Annotated in this window: 13 protein-coding genes; 5 read left to right on the top strand and 8 right to left on the bottom strand. The window is 67.2% G+C overall.

All coding sequences use genetic code 11. The annotated features are described in order from the left end of the window. Positions 1–85 precede the first annotated feature (85 nt). On the top strand, positions 86–403 hold the full coding sequence (locus N5C91_RS20620) for an Mpo1-like protein (RefSeq protein WP_045210136.1): 318 nt from the start codon (positions 86–88) through the stop codon (positions 401–403). 44 nt (positions 404–447) lie between these two features. On the opposite strand, the gene N5C91_RS20615 is transcribed toward N5C91_RS20620, so the two are convergent. Beyond that, a complete protein-coding gene (locus N5C91_RS20615; RefSeq protein ID WP_279831650.1) occupies positions 448–1,968 on the bottom strand; it encodes a glycosyltransferase family 39 protein in 1,521 nt (506 codons plus the stop codon). 57 nt (positions 1,969–2,025) lie between these two features. Continuing rightward, positions 2,026–6,342 carry a DEAD/DEAH box helicase gene (locus N5C91_RS20610; RefSeq protein WP_279831648.1) on the bottom strand — a complete coding sequence of 1,439 codons (4,317 nt, stop codon included), beginning with the start codon at positions 6,340–6,342 and terminating at the stop codon, positions 2,026–2,028. Positions 6,343–6,454: 112 nt separating this feature from the next. Here N5C91_RS20610 and N5C91_RS20605 point away from each other — a divergent pair, with 112 nt between their 5' ends. Further along, complete coding sequence (locus N5C91_RS20605) at positions 6,455–6,823, top strand: hypothetical protein (protein WP_279831646.1); 369 nt, start codon at positions 6,455–6,457, stop codon at positions 6,821–6,823. 311 nt (positions 6,824–7,134) lie between these two features. Here the strand turns inward: N5C91_RS20605 and N5C91_RS20600 are convergent, their stop codons facing one another. Further along, positions 7,135–8,697 (bottom strand): sigma-54-dependent transcriptional regulator, encoded by a 1,563-nt coding sequence (locus tag N5C91_RS20600; protein ID WP_279831644.1) that lies wholly within the window; start codon positions 8,695–8,697, stop codon positions 7,135–7,137. Between the two features lie 261 nt (positions 8,698–8,958). On the opposite strand from N5C91_RS20600, the gene phhA reads away from it, so the two are divergent. The 3 genes from phhA (at position 8,959) to N5C91_RS20585 (ending at position 11,402) form a co-directional block, all read left to right on the top strand. Beyond that, positions 8,959–9,747 carry a phenylalanine 4-monooxygenase gene (phhA, locus tag N5C91_RS20595; RefSeq protein WP_236171037.1) on the top strand — a complete coding sequence of 263 codons (789 nt, stop codon included), beginning with the start codon at positions 8,959–8,961 and terminating at the stop codon, positions 9,745–9,747. Between the two features lie 105 nt (positions 9,748–9,852). Beyond that, complete coding sequence (locus N5C91_RS20590) at positions 9,853–10,209, top strand: 4a-hydroxytetrahydrobiopterin dehydratase (RefSeq protein WP_138522508.1); 357 nt, start codon at positions 9,853–9,855, stop codon at positions 10,207–10,209. After that, complete coding sequence (locus N5C91_RS20585) at positions 10,206–11,402, top strand: aspartate/tyrosine/aromatic aminotransferase (RefSeq protein ID WP_279831642.1); 1,197 nt, start codon at positions 10,206–10,208, stop codon at positions 11,400–11,402. The genes N5C91_RS20590 and N5C91_RS20585 overlap by 4 nt, the downstream gene beginning before the upstream one ends. Before the next feature lie 180 nt (positions 11,403–11,582). Here the strand turns inward: N5C91_RS20585 and N5C91_RS20580 are convergent, their stop codons facing one another. The 5 genes from N5C91_RS20580 to N5C91_RS20560 all read right to left on the bottom strand — a co-directional run bounded on the left by N5C91_RS20580 (position 11,583) and on the right by N5C91_RS20560 (position 17,951). Then, complete coding sequence (locus N5C91_RS20580; protein ID WP_279831640.1) at positions 11,583–12,605, bottom strand: transporter; 1,023 nt, start codon at positions 12,603–12,605, stop codon at positions 11,583–11,585. Positions 12,606–12,790: 185 nt separating this feature from the next. Further along, on the bottom strand, positions 12,791–13,921 hold the full coding sequence (locus N5C91_RS20575; protein ID WP_236171040.1) for a TIGR03364 family FAD-dependent oxidoreductase: 1,131 nt from the start codon (positions 13,919–13,921) through the stop codon (positions 12,791–12,793). A gap of 138 nt (positions 13,922–14,059) precedes the next feature. Next, complete coding sequence (locus N5C91_RS20570; RefSeq protein WP_037012373.1) at positions 14,060–15,085, bottom strand: putative 2-aminoethylphosphonate ABC transporter substrate-binding protein; 1,026 nt, start codon at positions 15,083–15,085, stop codon at positions 14,060–14,062. A 93-nt stretch (positions 15,086–15,178) separates the two neighbouring features. Further along, on the bottom strand, positions 15,179–16,894 hold the full coding sequence (locus N5C91_RS20565) for a putative 2-aminoethylphosphonate ABC transporter permease subunit (RefSeq protein ID WP_279831636.1): 1,716 nt from the start codon (positions 16,892–16,894) through the stop codon (positions 15,179–15,181). 1 nt (position 16,895) lies between these two features. After that, the gene (locus N5C91_RS20560) at positions 16,896–17,951 is read right to left on the bottom strand and encodes a putative 2-aminoethylphosphonate ABC transporter ATP-binding protein (protein ID WP_279831635.1); all 1,056 of its coding nucleotides are present in this window, start codon (positions 17,949–17,951) and stop codon (positions 16,896–16,898) included. Positions 17,952–18,304: the final 353 nt, after the last annotated feature.

The raw sequence follows: 18,304 nt of genomic DNA, 5'->3' as shown, positions 1-18,304 counted from the left end.
GGATACTAAACTGGCACCCTATGTCATCCGCAAGTCTGAAGGTGGCAGCCTACACTGGCGCCATCACAACAACAGGAGGTGCGCCATGAGCACCCAGACCGCCGATCGATTCCAGAGCTTCGCCGAGTTCTACCCGTACTACCTGCAGGAACACAGCAATGCCGTATGCCGCCGTCTGCATTACGTCGGCAGCCTGCTGGTGCTGTCGATCCTCGCCTACGCCATCGTCAGCGGGCACTGGCTGTGGCTGCTGGCCATGCCATTGGCCGGCTACGGCTTCGCCTGGGTCGGCCACTTCGTGTTCGAGAAGAACCGCCCGGCGACCTTCAAGTACCCGCTGTGGTCGCTGATGGGCGACTGGGTGATGCTCAAGGATGCCTTTACCGGGCGCATCCGTTTCTGAGCCATCACCCCTCGGGGTAAGCCGTCCCCCCAGGGCATCAGCCCTCAGCGCGCAGCGTTGCGCTGCGCCGTGCGCTCGAAGAGGATGGCCTGCACTTCGCCGCCGGCATGCTGCGCCACCCGCCGCCAGGTAGCCGGCACGTCGGGAATCTCCTGGTCGTTGTAGCGGCTCATCACCAGCCAGACACGGCCCTCGTCCTGCGGCAGATCGGCCAGGTGGTCGACGAAGGCATGCTGGCGGTCGTCGATCAGCGAACCGAAGCCATAGCGTCCCGGCCGCCCCGAACTGCCGTCCGCCGCCGGCGCGGTGTAGAGCAAGGGTTCCTGGCCGGTATGGTTGTAGTAGCGGAAGGTCAGGTACCAGAGGATGTCATCCACCACCACCCGGTCGCCGGCACGGTAGTGCGCGTTGACGTAGGCCGCCATGCCGTCGAACTGCTCGTCCGGGTCGACCGCGATCGCGCGCCCCACCCCGATCCCCTGCAGCCCCAGCAGGGTCACCAGCAGCGCGGCGCCGAGCACACGGCGCTGCTGCAGCAGGCGATCCAGGGCCAACGCCAGCAGTAGCGGCAGGCCCAGGGCGAAGGCAGTGAGATAGCGTTCGACGAATACCGGGGAGAGGAACGAAACGCCATACAACAGCAGCAGCGGCAAGCCGCAGTACAGGGCCAGCAGCACGCCACCGCGCTGCCGGCTGTCATCCATACGCAGCACCAGCAGCGTCACCGCGACCACCAGCAACGGCGCGCCGAGCAGCACGGGCCAGGACAACGCGTTGCCGTCGGACTGCGCCAACCACTGCCAGAGCATCGAGGGCAACGAGCGCGCATCCACCGGCGGCTGCCAGCCGACGTCGCCCCCGGCCTCCAGTACCGCCATATGCCGAATCAGGTCCAGCAGCCCGGGCAACCAGGGCAGGAACAGTGCGGCGATGGCCAGGTTGGCCAGCCACCAGTCGCGGCGCCGCAGCGGGCTGTTCGGCAGCGTCGCCAGCCAGAGCCACTGCACCAGTGCGCCGAACAGGCTGAAGTAATGGGTGTAGAAGGCCGCCGTCATCAGCGCGGCATACATCAGCAGATAACGCCGCCGCCCCTCCTCCAGCCAGTAGAGCAAGGCCAGGGTGGCCGCCAGCAACCAGCAGCCGAGCAGCGAGTACATGCGCACTTCCTGGCTGTAGCGCACGGCCGTGGGCAGCAGCGCCAGCAACAGCAGGGCGATGAAGGCGGCGCGCGCCGACGCCAGCCGCCACATCAACCAGCCGCCGAGAAACACCGCGAACGTGCCGAACAGCGCGCTGAACAGGCGCAGCGACAGGACGCCCTCGCCCACGACCTGAACCCACCCGTGGAGGAAGAAGAAGTACAGCGGGGGATGCACGTCATGGGCGGCGTGCTGCCAGAGTTGCAAGGGCGAATAGCGGGCGAGGAACAGGCTGGAGCTTTCATCGCCCCACAGCGCCGAATCGGACAGGCCATACAGGCGCAGGCACAGGGCGAGCGCCAGCAGCGGCAGGAACCACCACTGGCGCAACAGGGCAGGCAGACTCGGCGGCTCGCGGGACAGCATCACACCCTCGCAGGAAAGACTGGCGTGCCGCTGAGTGTAAGCCAAGCACGGCCGGGATCAGCGACGGATCAACAGCTCCCGCGCCCGCGCCTGGTCCTCCGGCGCCAGTTCCGCCAGCCATTCCACTTCACTGGCGATCAGTGCGCCCACCGGCACACCATCACGGTAGAGCACGCGGTTGCCGCTCACCGCCGGCACCTTGCGCCCAGGCAGCAGCGTGCCGGCGAGGTTCAGCGGGTCCACCGCGCAAACCACCAGCCACTCCCCGTTCGCCTCCCGGCGGCGCACTTCACGCAGCAGGCCAACTGCTTCCGGCAGGGCAAACTGCTCACCAGTCAGCCCGGCGACGAAGCGTCCGCCACGGATTTCCCCGCGCGCCTCCAGGCGGTGATAGACCCGCAGCAGATCGCGCCACGGCGGCAACCAGTCGGCTTCACGATCGAGCAGGCGCCAGCAGACCACGCCATAGCGACGCAGCAGGGTCATGGCGACGTGCTCGAGAACTTCTGCCGGCAGCCGCGCGCCCGGCTCCAGGGTGGAGCGGCGCAGCAATGCCCAGCGCCCCGCGTCGGCCATGCCGAACAGTGGCGTACGCGAACGACGCTGCGGGTGCCGGCGCGCCGCCGGCATCAGCAAGGCGCGCAGTCCGGCGAAGCTGTCGGCATTCACTCGGCCCGCCGCCACCAGTTCGCCCAGTACGGTTTCCAGCTCGGTGCGCAGCAGATGGCTGTCGCTGGCCAACTCCTCGAAGAACGACGCGCCCTGCTCCTTGAGCACGTCGAGCACCTTGTTAGCCTTGGCCGACAGCTCGCTCTCCACTGGCGCGACGCTCAATGCGCTCCAGTGCGCCATCTGTGCGCGCGGCAGCAGCACGATGGGCGTACTTTTCAGCGGGCCACCGCGTGCCTTGCCTGGGCTGCGACCGGGCAAGCGCGCCCAGACGATGCGTCCGGCGCGGCACAGGTCGTCCAGCCAGTTGATCCCGTAGTCGGCCACCCGGCTGGGCAGGATGTCGTTCTCCCAGGCGGACGCGGCAGCCTGGAAGCCCTCCAGTTGACTGAGCACGCCGGCCAGGGATTCCGCGCCGCGCACCCGCGTGCCCGTGGAAACCCGCTGCCAGTCGAAGAGGAAGCGCATGAAGTCGGCGCGCTGCACCGGCTCGATTTCCCGGCGCAAGCGCTTCACTGTGTAGCGATGGATACGCGCCAGCAAATGGCGCTCGCACCACTCCTGTTCTTGCCCGCCCGGGGTGAAGCGGCCGCGCAGTACGTAACCCTCGCGTTCGAGACTGGCCAGGGCGACGCCGGCATCGGCGGTGGAAATCCCCAGGTCGGTCGCCAGTTCGCACAACAGGCGCGGACCGAAGCCGGTCAGGCGCGCCCGCACCAGTTCGACCTGCGCCTCATCGATCGGGCAGGGCTGAAGCAGTGATGGTGGCAGCTCCAGCACCGGCTTCATCGCGACCTGCGGGTGCAGCGCCAGCCACTGGCTGAGCCGCTCCGCCGCCACCCAGACATCGCCCACCGGCAACGCCAGGCGCGTTGCCCTGCCGGCCTTGGCCAGCGACTTGAGCAGCAAAGGCCAGCCCTCGTTGGCTTGCGCCTCGCTGTCGCGGATGCCGCCCAACCCGCTCAACGCCTCGTGCATCTCGTCGGCGTCACGAGCCTCCGGCCAGGCCTCGGCGCGCACCGCATCGATGGCCTCGGCATCGAGCGCGCCAAGGTCGTCGGCGCTTTCCGGATCAGTCCAGCGGCGGCTCTGTACGGCCTGGGTGCGGCGCTCTTCCAGTGGCGCGTCGTCGAGGAAGGCATAGGGGCTGGCGGACAGCACCTCTGCCGCCAGCGGCGACGGCGCCGGCAGGTCGCGCGCCAACAGGCTGACTTCGCCGCGCTCCATGCGCCGCAGCAAGGCCAGCCAGCCCTGGCTGTCCATGGCCTCGTGCAGGCAGTCATCGAGGGTCTGCGCCACCAGCGGGTGATCGGGAATCTCGCGCTCGCCGACGATGTTTTCCAGGCACGCCACCTGATCGGGGAATACCGAGGCCAGCAGGTCTTCGCTGCGCATGCGCTGCAACTGCGGGGCGACTTTTCGGCCGCCGCTGTAGCGCGGCAGGGCCAGCGCCGTGGTGGCGTTCCAGCGCCAGCGCACGCCGAACAGCGGCGCATCGAGCAGCGCCTGGATCAGCACCTGCTCGGCGCTGTTGGAATGCAGGTAGCGCCACACCTCGTCCAGCGGGAAGCTGTGGCTGGTGGACAACGAAAGGATGATCGCGTCCTCGGTCGCCGCGGCCTGCAATTCGAAGTTGAAGGTGCGGCAGAAGCGCTTGCGCAGCGCCAGGCCCCAGGCGCGGTTGAGGCGGCTGCCGTAGGGCGAATGGATGACCAGTTGCATACCGTCGGATTCATCGAAGAAGCGCTCGAGGATCAGGGTCTTCTGCGTCGGCAACGCACCGAGGGCGTGGCGCGCGCGGGCCAGGTATTCCACCAGTTGTCGCGCCGCCGCGTCGTCCAGGCCGAGCAGGCCCCGCAGCCAGTCGATGGCCCGCGCCAGCGGCTCGGGATCGTTCTCGCCCCGGGCCAGCAGCTCGTCCAGCTGGCCACGCAACCGCGCAACGCTGGTGGACAGCTCGTCGCTGCGCCCCGGCGCTTCGCCGAGCCAGAACGGAATGTTCGGCGGCTGGCCCTGGGCATCCTCGACGCGCACGCGGCCCGGTTCGACGCGCAGGATGCGATAGGAAATATTGCCCAGCTGGAACACGTCGCCGGCCAGGCTTTCCACCGCGAAGTCCTCGTTCACCGTACCGACGGTCAGGCCCTGCGGTTCCAGCAGCACGGCGTAGTCGCCAGTGTCGGGAATGGTGCCGCCGGAGGTCACGGCGGTCAGCTTGGCGCCGCGCCGGCCGCGCAGGCGCTGGTGGACCGCATCGCGGTGCAGGTAGGCGCCACGCTGACCGTTGCGGCTGGAGTAGCCCTCGGCAAGGGTACGCAGCAGGGCATCGAACTGCTCGCGGCTGAGGTCGGCGTAGGGCTGTGCGGCGGTGAACAGTTCGAACAGCGCATCCTCGCGCCATTCCTGGCAGGCCACTTCCGCGACCATCTGTTGCGCCAGCACATCCAGTGGCGCGTGGGGAATGCTCAGCGCGTCCAACTCGTTCTGCCGCACGCTGTCGAGCAGCGCCACGCACTCCACCAGGTCGTCCCGCGAGGTGGGGAATAGCCGCCCCTTGGGCGTGCCGCCAACGCTGTGGCCGGAGCGGCCGACACGTTGCAGGAAAGCGGCGATGGAGCGCGGCGAGCCGATCTGGCAGACCAGTTCAACGTCACCGATATCGATGCCCAGCTCCAGCGAAGCGGTGGCCACCAGCACCTTCAGCTGCCCGGCCTTGAGCCGTCGTTCGGCGCCCAGGCGCAGCTCTTTCGAGAGGCTGCCGTGGTGCGCCGCCACCCAGCCGGCGCCAATGCGCTCGGCCAGGTGCCGGGTGATCCGCTCGGACAGCCGCCGGGTGTTGACGAACACCAGCGTGGTGCGGTGTTCGCCGGCCAGCTCGGCGAGGCGGTCGTAGACCTTGTCCCAGACATCATGGGACATCACCGCCTCGAGTGGCGCCGTCGGCACTTCCAGGTTCAGGTCGCGCCGACGGCTGTAGCCGATATCGACGATGCGGCAGGCCGGGTGACGACCGACGAGAAAGGCCGCCACCGCCTCAATGGGCTTTTGCGTGGCGGACAGGCCGATGCGCACCAGCGGTGCTTCGCACAGGGCCTGCAGGCGCTCCAGTGACAACGCCAGGTGGCTGCCGCGCTTGCTCGCGGCGAGCGCGTGGATCTCGTCGACGATCACGCTGCGCGCGCCCGCCAGCATCGCGCGACCAGAGTCCGAGCCGAGCAGGACATAGAGTGATTCGGGGGTGGTGACCAGGATATGCGGCACCCGCTTGCGCATCGCCTCGCGCTCTTTCGAGGTGCTATCGCCGGTGCGCACCGCGGTGCGGATGTCCACTTCCGGCAGGCCCATCTCCACCAGCGTCGCGCGAATCCCGGCGAGCGGTTCCTCGAGGTTGATGCGGATGTCGTTGGACAACGCCTTGAGTGGCGAGACGTAGATCACCGTGGTGCGATCGGGCAGCGCACCACCGTTCGCCAGCCCCTCGCGGACCAGCGCGTCGATGGCCGACAGGAACGCCGTGAGCGTCTTGCCCGAGCCGGTAGGCGCCGCCACCAGCGTCGACTCGCCGGCCTGGATCGCCGGCCAGGCCTCGACCTGCGCCTGGGTCGGCGCGCTGAAATGCGTACGGAACCAGGCCGCCACCGCCGGATGGAAGGCGGACAGCACATCGGCTCGCTTGGCGCGGGAAGAAGTTCGAGGGGCAGTCATGCCAACCAATATGGTGGTCCGCGAAGCCTGTCACAAGGACCACTGATCGCGCCTCGCCGCGGGCCGCGGCAGCCGTTACTCTTCCCCCACCCACCCGGCGGAATGACACTCGATGAGCGACCGTGATCGCGATTACTACTGGGAGCAGGTCAGGCAGCAGAACCGGCAGAAGCCCCCAGAGGAGCCGAAGCGCAACTGGCGCATGTTGCTGAAACCGCTGTTGTGGTTCCTGATTCCCCTGCTGATCCTCGCTGCCGGCACGGCTCTGTGGCGCAACCCCGCCAGCCAGCTCTGGCTGCATGAACGCTGGGTACTGTTACAGATACGCCTGGGCATGACGCCTGAAGGCCTGCAGACCACACCCGCCGCCACGCCCTATAGCGACAGTCCACGCAAGCTGTCCGACTGCATCAAGCCGGGCAACGTGATCGACGAGGAAGTGCGGGCCTGCGTGAAGGGCTTTCGGCCGAAGACCTGGTGATTGGCTGCCGTCGGCCCTGCTGACGGATGCAGATCATGACGGTTCGCTCCGCCATATCGGCTTTGGTAGGAGCGAGCTTGCTCGCGAACCGCGCCAGGTCTCCCTCGCCAGCCTGATACGGGCGGTGCGCGTAACGTCGGCGCGTGGCTATCGATGGGTATCGCTGCGCTCCACGCCATCCTACGCACGTGCTTCGCCGTGACTTCCGTGAGGGGAAAGCCGGATCGCGGACAAAGCCTGCTTCCAAAGGGGCGCACTGGTGCCAGGTGGTTCGCGAGCAAGCTCGCTCCTGCGAAGAGCTGACCAACGCCTCAGGTCTCGTCGTTGTGCCCCAGCCCATGGCTCCGCAATTTGTTGGCAATGGTGGTATGCGACACCCCCAGGCGCTTGCCCAGTTGGCGGCTGCTCGGGTGCTCCCGATACAACCTTTCCAGCACCGCTTTCTCGAAACGGCCGACGATGGCGTCCAGCCCGCCTTCGAGGGAAAAATCCCCCAGCGGATGCGCCGCGCCGTAGTCCGGCAGGCGGATGTGCTCGGGGCGGATGGTGCCGCCTTCGCACAATGAAACCGCCTGGAACAGCGCGTTCTCCAGCTGTCGCACGTTGCCCGGCCAGTGGTAGCGGCCGAGGCGGTCCAGCGCCTGGGGCGAGAGCCTGGGCAGCGCGCAGCCGATCTGCCGGCTGGCCTGGTCGAGGAAGTGCTCCACCAGCGGCTCCAGGCCATCCAGGCATTCGCGCAGCGGCGGAATGTGCAGCGAGAGCACGTTGAGGCGGTGGTAGAGGTCCTGGCGGAACTCGCCCTTGGTGCACAGTTCGGACAGGTCCACCTGGGTCGCGCAGATCACCCGCACATCCAGGTACACTTCCTCGTCGCTGCCCACCCGGCGGAAGCAGCCGTCCTGCAGGAAGCGCAGCAGCTTGGCCTGCAGGCGCGGGCTCATCTCGCCGACACCGTCGAGGAACAGCGTGCCGCCCGCGGTGAGTTCCAGCAGGCCGAGCTTGCCTTCCGGGCGCGCACCCTCGAAGGCGCCGGGGCCGTAGCCGAACAGCTCGGTCTCGGCCATGGATTCAGGCAGGCCGGCACAGTTCAGCGCCATGAACGGCGACTGCCCGCGCGGGCTGGCGAGGTGACAGGCACGGGCCAGCAATTCCTTGCCGGTGCCGGTCTCGCCCTCGATCAGCAGCGGCGCATCCAGCGGCGCCATGCGCCGCGCTTCGCGCACCACGGCGGCCATCACCCGCGAGCTCTGGAAGATACTGTCGAAGCCGCGCAGCTCCAGGCGCCGCACGTTGTAGATGCGCTCGCCGACGCGGTCGGCACGGTGCAGAGTGAGCACGGCGCCCGCCAGCGCCTCGCTCTCGTCATGTTCGGATTGCAGCGGCGCGATATCGGCAAGGAACACATCGCCTTTCACCTTTACCCGCAGGCCATTGATCCGGGCCTTGTTGGCCCGCACCAGTTCCGGCAAATCGAGGTCTTCGGCGTAGCGCGACAGCGGGATACCCGGCACCTCGTCGACGCGCACGCCCAGCAACTGCGCGGCAGCACGATTGGCGGCGACTATCTGCCCGGCCATGTCGATCGACAGCACCGGGAACTCCAGCGCCGCCAGCAGCGCATTCAGCTCCAGGTGGCGGCGCTCGCTGGGCATCAGGCCGACGCGCTTGACGCCGAACACGCCGGGCACCGCTTCGAGCTTGGGCTTGAGCGACTGGAACTGCAGGTTGATCAGGTTCGGGCAGAGCAGGTAGATGGCGTTGCCCTGCTCGCCGCCGACCTCGCCACGATTGACGTTGATGCCGTAGTCGACCAACAGGTTGAGGATGTCGCGCAGGATGCCGACGCGGTTCTGGCAGTGCACTTTGATACGCATGGCGGGCCCGTGGTTGTCGTTGTGGTGGGCACTCCGGCTCGATTTTTTCGCAAGGCGGCCGGAAATTACCGTCAAGAATATGTGACACCCTGCCGCACCTTCAAGCCATGGCCGGATGCCTGCGCCGCTTTGCGTAATCTTTTCTTTACGGATTCCCCCCTGCGACGTCTGCAAACCTCGCGTGGAGGGGGCTGTTCGCCGGCACCAGACGCGCTAATTGTGGGTCTATCACAACAACGAGGCCCAGATGCCGGAGGCCCCATGAAGACAACGCAGTACGTGGCCCGCCAACCTGACGAAGATGGCTTTATCGACTACCCGGAAGCCGAGCATCAGGTCTGGAACACCCTGATCACCCGCCAGTTGAAAGTGATCGAGGGCCGCGCGTGTCAGGAATACCTGGACGGCATCGAGCAGCTCGGCCTGCCCTTTGATCGCATCCCGCAATTGGGCGAGATCAACCAGGTGCTCCAGGCCACCACTGGCTGGCGCGTGGCGCGGGTGCCAGCGTTGATCCCGTTCCAGACCTTCTTCGAGCTGCTGGCCAGCCAGCAATTCCCTGTCGCCACCTTCATCCGCACCCCGGAAGAACTGGACTACCTGCAGGAGCCGGACATCTTCCACGAGATCTTTGGCCACTGCCCGCTGCTGACCAACCCCTGGTTCGCCGAGTTCACCCACACCTACGGCAAGCTCGGCCTGGCCGCCAGCAAGGAAGAGCGCGTGTACCTCGCCCGTCTGTACTGGATGACCATCGAGTTCGGCCTGCTGGACACCCCGCAAGGCCTGCGCATCTACGGCGGCGGCATCCTTTCGTCGCCCAGGGAGACGGTCTACAGCCTCTCCGACGCTCCCGAGCACCAGGTCTTCGATCCGCTGGAATGCATGCGCACGCCGTACCGCATCGACATCCTGCAGCCCCTGTATTTCGTGCTCCCCGAGCTCAAGCGCCTGTTCGAGCTGGCCCATGAAGACATCATGGCGCTGGTGCGCGAAGCCATGCGCCTGGGCCTGCATGCGCCGAAGTTTCCGCCGAAACAGGCCGCCTGATCCGCTGCAATCGATCCCATCTGTGCCTAGGATGAGACGTGCTCGCGAGCCTAAGATGGTTCGCGAGCGCACTCCTATGCCACCCCACGACAAGGAGAACCTTTCATGACCGCACTCACCCAAGCCCATTGCGAAGCCTGCCGCGCCGACGCCCCGAAGGTGTCCGACGAAGAACTGGCGGTGCTGATCAAGCAGATCCCGGACTGGAACATCGAGGTCCGCGACAATCACATGGAGCTGGAGCGGGTCTTCCTGTTCAAGAACTTCCGTCACGCCCTGGCCTTCACCAACGCGGTGGGTGCCATCGCCGAGGAAGAAGGCCACCACCCCGACCTGCTGACCCAGTGGGGCAAGGTCACCGTGACCTGGTGGAGCCACGAGCTGAAGGGCCTGCACCGCAACGACTTCATCATGGCCGCGCGCACCGACGAGCTGGCCGCGACAGCAGAGGGACGCAAATGAGCCATTTCGCCAAGGTCACCCGCGTACCGGGCGACCCGATCCTGGGCCTGCTCGAAGCCTATCGGGCGGACCCCAACCCCGCGCGGCTCGACCTTGGCGTGGGCGTCTACAAGGACGCCCAAGGCCTCACGCCGATCCCGCGCGCGGTGAAGCTCGCCGAACAGCGCCTGGTGGATAGCGAGACCACCAAGAGCTACGTCGGCAGCCACGGCGACGCGCTGTTCGCCGCGCGCCTGTGCGAGCTGGTGCTGGGCGTTACCTCACCGCTGCTGGCCGACTCGCGTGCCGACGCTACGCAGACGCCCGGCGGCACTGGCGCCCTGCGCCTGGCGGCGGAGTTCATCGCGCATTGCCTGCCGGGGAAAAATATCTGGCTGAGCGACCCGACCTGGCCGATCCACGAAACCCTGTTCGCCGCTGCCGGCGTGCCGATCAAGCATTACCCCTACGTCGGCGCGGACAACCGCCTCGACGCGGAGGCCATGTTCGCCATGCTGGAGAAAATCCCCCAGGGCGACGTGGTGCTGCTGCACGCCTGCTGCCACAACCCCACCGGCTTCGACCTGGATCACGCGCAGTGGCAGCGCGTGCTGGAGATCGTCCGGCGCCGCGAGCTGCTGCCGCTGCTGGACTTCGCCTACCAGGGCCTGGGCGATGGGCTGGAGGAGGACGCGTATTCCGTGCGCCTGCTGGCCGAGAGCCTGCCGGAGGTGCTGATCACCAGCTCCTGCTCGAAGAACTTCGGCCTCTACCGCGACCGCGTCGGCGCGCTGATCGTCTGCGCCGAGACCGCCGACAAGCTCACCGACATCCGTAGCCAGTTGGCGCTGTTCGCCCGCAACCTGTGGTCCACCCCACCGGCCCACGGCGCCGAAGTGGTCGCCACCATCCTCGGCGATCCGGAGCTGAAGAACCTGTGGCTGGCCGAACTGGACGGCATGCGCGGGCGCATCGCCGAGCTGCGCATCGGGCTGGTGGAGGCGCTGCGGCCCCATGGGCTGGCAGAGCGTTTCGCGCACATCGCCATCCAGCGCGGGATGTTCTCCTACACCGGCCTGCAGGCCGAGCAGGTGCGCATCCTGCGCGAAGAACACAGCATCTACCTGGTCAGCAGCGGCCGCGCCAACATCGCCGGGCTCGACGGCGAGCGCCTGGACCACCTGGCGGCAGCCATCGCCCGCGTCTGCCGCTGACGCCGTTTTCTTCCCCCTCGACCGGCCTGTGAGCCGGTCTTTTTTTGCCCTAATGCGGAGTTGACCTGAGCGTAGGAGCGGACTCTGTCCGCGATCGTTTTCCGGCTGCTCCGAGCTGGCCTGCAGCACATCGCGGACGGAGTCCGCTCCTACGCATATCTCAACATCGCTGCCGAACGGTCAGTAATCGTCGCGCTTGCGAAACGCCCAGCGCCCGGCCAGGCCGGTGAAGCTGGCCACCAGCACCACCAGAATCCAGAACCCTTCCGGGTCGCTGGAGAAGGGAATGCCGCCGACGTTCATGCCGAAGAAGCCGGCGATGATGTTGATCGGCAGCGCCAGCACCGTGACCACGGTGAGGGTGAACAGCGTGCGGTTGCTCTGCTCGTTGATCTTCGCGGCGATCTCTTCCTGCAGCAGCTTGATGCGTTCGCCCAGCGCGGTGAGGTCGTTGATCACCAGGGAGAATTCCTCGGTGGCCTCGCGCAGCACGCGCACGTCGTCCTCCTTCAGCCACAGCGGTGGGCGATTGAGCAGGCGCATCAGCGAGCCCGGCTCCAGCGCCAGCAGGCGTTGCAGGCGCACCAGCACCCGGCGCATGCCGCCCAGGTCGGCGCGGCTGGCGGAGAGTCGCGAGGACAACAGCTGGTCCTCGATGCGGTCGACGCTGATGCTGGTCTCGCGGACGATGCGGGTGAGGATTTCGCCCTGGTCGCGCAGCAGGTGGACCAGCAGCTCCAGCGGCGAGTTGAAGTTCTCGCCGTGCTTCACCGAGGAACGCAGCGTATCCACCGAGCGCAGCGGCTGCGCGCGGGCCGTCACCAGCACGCGGCCACGGGCGCAGACCCAGAGCGTGGCGACGTCCGAGGACATGCGGCTGCTGAAGTCGAAGACCACGTCGTTGACCACTGCCAGCAGCGCACCGTCGACATGCTCGATGCGAGTGGAGCGCGAACCTTCGCGGAGGGTCTCGAAGAAGTAGTCGGGCAGTTCCAGGTGCGACTTCATCCAGCGCTCGCAGGCCGCATGCGCCAGGTTCAGGTGCAACCAGAGAAACTCATCCGCCGCGCGCGGCTCCTGCAGGCGCTGCAGCGCGGTGGGCGAGTCGATTTCCAGGCCGGGCTGGCCGGGACGGAAGCTGAAGCCATAGAGGAGACCGAACAGATCGGAATCCTGATGGCTCTGGACGATGCTGTGGTTCATGAAGGCTGCGGTTCTTGAGGCCGGATTGCGGACTTGAAACCGGCCCTGTAGGAGCGAGCTTGCTCGCGAACCCGCACGGCACGGACTGTTCGCGAGCAAGCTCGCTCCTACGAAGAGCAGCTCACGCGCGCCCTCTGGTGTTATCAGAGGCCCATGAACGACGGATGACAGCCATGTGACAGACCTCAGCCAAACAGCGCCGCCACGGTGCGCTCGCCCAGCGCCGGGCCGATGCTCATGCCGACGCCGGTGTGCATCAGCACGGCGGTGATGCCGTCGGCGGCCTGCAGCACCGAGAACGGCCCCGGCCCGCGCGAGCCGTAGACGCCCTGCCAGCGCTCGACCACTTCCACGCGCATTCCGAGAGTGTCCTCGGCCAGTTCCAGCATGAGTCTGTCCACCGCCTCGGCATTGAACGGCGCGGCGTCGCTGCCGTAATGGTGGGAGTCGCCGATGATCAGCTCGCCATGGGGCGTCGGGCTGACCAGCAGGTGGATACCCTGCTCTTCCAGTTCCGGCGTCTCGCGGCGAATCTGCTCACGCACCGCGTCGGCCTCGGGCAGGTCGGCAAAGGCACCGTAATGCACGCAACTCAGGCCGGTGAGGATCGAGTGGGCGAGGCCGAAATCGACCTGCGGGCGGGCGCGCAGCATCTGCAGGCGGCACACCTGCGGCTGCAGCGGCGCGATGACCTCAGCCAGCAGCGTCTGGTAGTCGTGGCCGGAACAGACGATCACCTGCCCGGCGGTGAAGCTGCCCGCCGTGGTGCGCAACACGCCGCTGTCGACGTCACGCACCAGGGTGGAGAAATGGAACGCCACGCCGTGCTCGCGGCGCAGGTAATCGATCAGGCTTGGCAGCGCTTCGCGGGAGTACAACTGCTGGTCGTCGAAGCCCAGCAGCGCGGCGCGGTGATGGCGGAAGTGGCCCTGGTAGAGGTCGTTCAGCTCACTGCCGCGCAGCAGGCCCACGCGGTAGTCCAGCTCCTTCGCGCGGCCGGCGCAGAAGGCTTCCAGCAGATGCTCCTCGGCCTCGGTGCGGGCGAACAGCAACGAACCGTTGCGCCGCAGGGAGAACCCGGCGCCTTCCGCCCACTGCGCCCAGATCGGCCGGCTGGTGCGGGCCAGCTCGGACATCACGCCCGGCGGCTGGCCGGTGACCAGCGCCTGGCCGAAGTTGCGTACCGAGGCGCCCAGTGGCGTGGCGGTGCGCTCGAAGACACGCACGGAGAGGCCGCGGCGAGCAGCGGCGTAGGCGTGGGAAAGGCCGAGGATGCCGGCGCCGACGATGGCGACGTCGCAGTGGGTGTGGGTCATGGGGAAATCCTTCTTGCGAGATGCCCTCGCCACGGCCGTGAAGGCACGTGGGGCGAAGGTCTGACGGGGTAGCCGCGCCGGCGCCAAGGCAGCGCCGGCACAGCGCCCTCTTCCCACGCGGGAAGAGGGCTCAGGCGCTTACTTCTGCGCCACTTTCTCCGACTTGCCGTCATAGCGCTTGCGCCACTCGGCGAGGATCTCGTCGCGGTTCTTCGAGGCCCAGGCGAAGTCGTTCTTGATCAGGCGCTGCTCGTAGTCGGCCGGCAGTTCGGTCTGCGGCTTGGCGATGCCCGGCTGGGCCAGCACGGCGAAGTTTTCCTTGTACAGCTCCATGGCCTTCGGGCTGGCGGAGAAGTCGGCGAGTTTCTTCGCCGCGGCTTCATGCTGGGTGCCCTTGACGATACCGGTGGCTTCGATTTCCCAGCCCAGGCCTTCCTTCGGCAGGACGATGTCCAGCGGCGCGCCCTGGCGCTTGAGCTGCACGGCCGGGTACTCGAAGGAGATGCCGATCGGGAATTCGCCGGCGGCGGCCAGCTTGCACGGCTTGGAGCCGGAGTGGACGTACTGGCCGATGTTCTCGTGCAGGGCGTCCATGTAGGCCCAGCCCTGCTTCTCGCCGAAGGTCTGCAGCCAGGCGGAAACGTCGAGGAAGCCGGTGCCGGAAGATGCCGGGTTGGGCATGACGATCTTGCCCTTGTATTCCGGCTTGGTCAGGTCCTGCCAGCTCACCGGTTTCTCCAGGCCCAGCTTCTCGGCTTCGACGGTGTTGAAGCAGATGGTCGCGGCCCAGACGTCCATGCCGACCCAGGCCGGCGGGTTCGCCGGGTCACGGTAGTTCTTGCCGATAGCGTCCAGGTGCTTGGGCGCGTACTTCTCCAGCATGCCCTGCTGGTCGAGGATGGCCAGGCTGGAAGCGGCCAGGCCCCACACGGCGTCGGCCTGCGGGCGGTCCTTCTCGGCCAGCAGCTTGGCGGTGACGATGCCGGTGGAGTCGCGCACCCACTTGATCTTGATGTCCGGGTTCTCGGCTTCGAAGGCCTGCTTGTAGGCGGTCAGCTGCTCCGGTTCCAGGGCGGTGTAGACGGTCAGTTCGGTGTCGGCGGCGTGGACCTGTGCGGCGAAACCGGCAACCACGGCGGCGGCGAGGGCAAGACGTTTGAACATGTGGAGCTCCTTGGCAGTGTTTTTCCCCACGCGGGGCGGGTGTTGTCAGGGGTTGAGCCCTCGCCGAAACGGGGGCGACAGCGTCCAGCGGTGTTACGGGTTCGCGCCCTTCCTCCAGGCCTGGGAGCGGCGCAGCAGGCCGCGCGAGGCGCCGGCCAGCAGCAGCGACACGGCCGCGGAGGTGAGCAGGATCAGGGTGGACATGGCGGCAGCACCGCCGACGTTGCCGGAGTCGTCCATATTCAGCACGGCGACGGCGGCGAGGATGGTGTCCGGGTTGTAGAGGAAGATCGCCGCCGAGACCGTGGTCATCGCCGAGACGAACAGGTAGCGGGTGATGTCCAGCAGCGCCGGCAGGCAGATCGGCACGGTGACGCGCAGGTAGTGGCGCCACAGCGGCATCTTCAGCGACAGCGCGGCGGCCTCGAACTCGCCGTCGAGCTGGCGCAGCGCGGCGGTGGCGGTCATCTGCGCGGTGGTCAGGTAGTGGGCGATGGTGCACACCACCAGCAGCGCCATGCTGCCGTAGAACACATGCAGCGGGTTGCCCGGCAGGTTGAAGAAGAACACGTAGCCCAGGCCCAGCACGAGGCCCGGTACGGCCATCGGCACGAAGCAGAGCATGCGCAGCAGTTGGCTCAGCCAGCGCTGCTCGCGGGTCTTCTCGATCAGGTAGGCGCCGGTGAAGATCAGCGCGCTGCCGATGATCGCGGTGCACACGGCCATGGTCAGGCTGTTGCGGTAGGCCAGCCAGCCGCCGCCGGCGGTGGTGTTGAAGTCGTAGTGGTTCAGCGACAACGACAGGTTGTACGGCCAGAACTTCACCAGCGAGGAGTACACGGCCATGCCCAGCACGCCCAGCAATACCGTGCTGATCAGCACGACGATGGCGAGGAAGGCGGCATCGCGGCGGCGCGACGGCTTCGGGTGATAGACCTGCGCGCGGCCGCTCATGGCATCGCCCTGGCGCCGGCGCAGCCAGGTGTCCACGGCGAAGCTGAACAGCGCCGGCAGCAGGAGGATCATGCCGATCTGCGCGCCACGGCCGAACTGCTGCTGGCCGACCACCGCCTTGTAGGCTTCCAGCGCCAGCACCTGGTAATCGCCGCCCACCACGACCGGCACGCCGAAGTCGGTGATGGTCAGGGTGAACACCAGGCAGAAGGCGGCGAACACACCCTGCCGCGAGGCCGGCCAGGTGATGCTGCGGAAGGCTTTCCACGGGCCGGCGCCCATGCTGGAGGCAGCGTCGAACAGGCGCGCATCGGCCAGCGAGAGTGCCGACAGCAGGATCATCAGCGCATGGGGAAAGGTGTAGATCGCCTCGCCGAGGACGATGCCCCAGAAGCCGTAGATGTTGTCCGGCAGCAGGTGGCGCAGCAGGCCCTGGTTACCGAACAGGTAGATCAGCGCGATGCCCGGCAGCATCGACGGCGCCAGCAGCGGCAGCAGGGAAATCCCGCGCCACAGGCCCTTGGCCGGGATCAGCGTGCGTTGCAGCGCGTAGGCGAACAGATAGGCCGCCGGCACGACGATGCACGCCACGCTGACCGAGACCTTCAGGCTGTTGCCCAGCAGCCAGTGGAAGTTGTCGCTGCGCAGCAGCTCGCCCATGGCCGCCAGGCCGCCGCCCTGCCCCGCCTCGCCGCTGAAGCCGCGCCAGAAGATGGCCAGCAGCGGCATCAGCACCGCGAGGGTAAGCAGGACCAGCAGCAGGTACTTGCCGCCACGGACGAACAGGCGATCACCCAGATCGCCGCGAATCTTGCCGACGGACAGCGTCGGGCTGTGCTTCACCACGGCTTCCATTTCAGGCGAACACCTGCAGGCTGCGCGGCGGCAACGACACCCAGATATCCGGAGTGCCCAGGCGCGGCATGTCCTCCGGCGCCAGCTCGGCGAGCAGCGCATGGCCCGGCAGTTGTTCCAGCTCGAAGCTCATGCGGCAGCGGTTGCCGAGGAAGGTGATCTCGCGGATCTGCGCGCGGAACAGGTTTTCCTGGTGTACGGCAGGGTTCACGCTGATCGCTTCCGGGCGGCAGAACAGCCGGCCCGAGGCGCTCTGCGCCTGGCTGTGCAGGCGCAGGTTGAGGCTGCCGACACGGGCATGGCCGTCGCTGCCGCGCTCGAAGGGCAGCCAGTTGCCCTGGCCGACGAACTCGGCGACGAAGGGCGTGCTCGGGGTGCTGTAGATCTCCTGGGCGGAGCCGTATTGCTCGATGCGCCCGTGGTTCATCACCGCGATGCGATCGGCCATCAGCATGGCCTCGTCCTGGTTGTGGGTGACCATCACGGTGGTGATGCCCAGGCTCTTCTGCAACTGGCGCAGCTCGCCGCACAGGTGTTCGCGAACACGAGCATCGAGGGCCGACATCGGCTCGTCGAGCAGCAGCAGCGACGGGCTCGGCGCCAGCGCGCGGGCCATGGCGACGCGCTGCTGCTGGCCACCGGAGAGCTGGCCGGGGTACTTCTTCTCACTGCCGGTCAGGCCGACCAGTTCAAGCATCTCGGCGACGCGACGGCGGGCTTCATCCTTGGAGGCGTTGGTCAGGCCGTAGGCGATGTTCTGTTCCACCGTGAGATTGGGGAACAGTGCGTAGGACTGGAACAGGATGCCGTAGTCCCGCGCTTGCGGCGGCAGCTTCGACACGTCGCGCTCGCCCAGGTGCAGGCTGCCGTCGTCCTGTTGTTCGAGACCGGCGATGCAGCGCAGCAGCGTGGTCTTGCCACAACCGGAGGGCCCGAGCAGGCAGACCAGTTCGCCGGCCTTGACGTCCAGCGACACGCCGTCGAGAGCGACGAACTGGCCGAAACGCTTGCGGATGTGGCGCACGCTGAGCGGCGTGCCGGCGATGGTGGGATGCATGGCGGTACCTCGTTTTCTTGTGGTCCACGCTGCGTGTGCCGCGGCGTGAAGGAACGAGGTCCATGCTAGGGATGGATTGCGACGGCACTATTGCTAAAGGGCCAAGTGCACCGATAGATCCATAGGCAGATTTGGGTATGGGGGCGAAAAAATTTTCGTAGATGGCCCCGTACTTGAGCCGACTTGTAGGAGCGAGCTTGCTCGCGAACCGCCGGGCACCGTGCTGTGCAGGTTCGCGAGCAAGCTCGCTCCTAAAGAAAATGCATGCTCCGCGCTCCGGTTCTGGCTCCGCACTTGGACGACTTCCAGAGAAGCGCCCACACACTCCGGACCGCCCCGTTCAACGAGGGTAT

The sequence above is a fragment of the Pseudomonas sp. GD03903 genome, from assembly GCF_029840045.1.
GTDB lineage: Bacteria > Pseudomonadota > Gammaproteobacteria > Pseudomonadales > Pseudomonadaceae > Pseudomonas > Pseudomonas pseudonitroreducens.
Note: the sequence above shows the minus strand (reverse complement) of the source record. Positions and strands in the feature narration are given on the sequence as shown.

Bases quoted from the DNA above. Each gene is read 5' to 3' on its own strand.
- N5C91_RS20620 (WP_045210136.1), top strand. From the start codon at position 86: ATGAGCACCCAGACCGCCGATCGATTCCAGAGCTTCGCCGAGTTCTAC.
- N5C91_RS20615 (WP_279831650.1), bottom strand. From the start codon at position 1,968: ATGCTGTCCCGCGAGCCGCCGAGTCTGCCTGCCCTGTTGCGCCAGTGG.
- N5C91_RS20610 (WP_279831648.1), bottom strand. From the start codon at position 6,342: ATGACTGCCCCTCGAACTTCTTCCCGCGCCAAGCGAGCCGATGTGCTG.
- N5C91_RS20605 (WP_279831646.1), top strand. From the start codon at position 6,455: ATGAGCGACCGTGATCGCGATTACTACTGGGAGCAGGTCAGGCAGCAG.
- N5C91_RS20600 (WP_279831644.1), bottom strand. From the start codon at position 8,697: ATGCGTATCAAAGTGCACTGCCAGAACCGCGTCGGCATCCTGCGCGAC.
- phhA (WP_236171037.1), top strand. From the start codon at position 8,959: ATGAAGACAACGCAGTACGTGGCCCGCCAACCTGACGAAGATGGCTTT.
- N5C91_RS20590 (WP_138522508.1), top strand. From the start codon at position 9,853: ATGACCGCACTCACCCAAGCCCATTGCGAAGCCTGCCGCGCCGACGCC.
- N5C91_RS20585 (WP_279831642.1), top strand. From the start codon at position 10,206: ATGAGCCATTTCGCCAAGGTCACCCGCGTACCGGGCGACCCGATCCTG.
- N5C91_RS20580 (WP_279831640.1), bottom strand. From the start codon at position 12,605: ATGAACCACAGCATCGTCCAGAGCCATCAGGATTCCGATCTGTTCGGT.
- N5C91_RS20575 (WP_236171040.1), bottom strand. From the start codon at position 13,921: ATGACCCACACCCACTGCGACGTCGCCATCGTCGGCGCCGGCATCCTC.
- N5C91_RS20570 (WP_037012373.1), bottom strand. From the start codon at position 15,085: ATGTTCAAACGTCTTGCCCTCGCCGCCGCCGTGGTTGCCGGTTTCGCC.
- N5C91_RS20565 (WP_279831636.1), bottom strand. From the start codon at position 16,894: ATGGAAGCCGTGGTGAAGCACAGCCCGACGCTGTCCGTCGGCAAGATT.
- N5C91_RS20560 (WP_279831635.1), bottom strand. From the start codon at position 17,951: ATGCATCCCACCATCGCCGGCACGCCGCTCAGCGTGCGCCACATCCGC.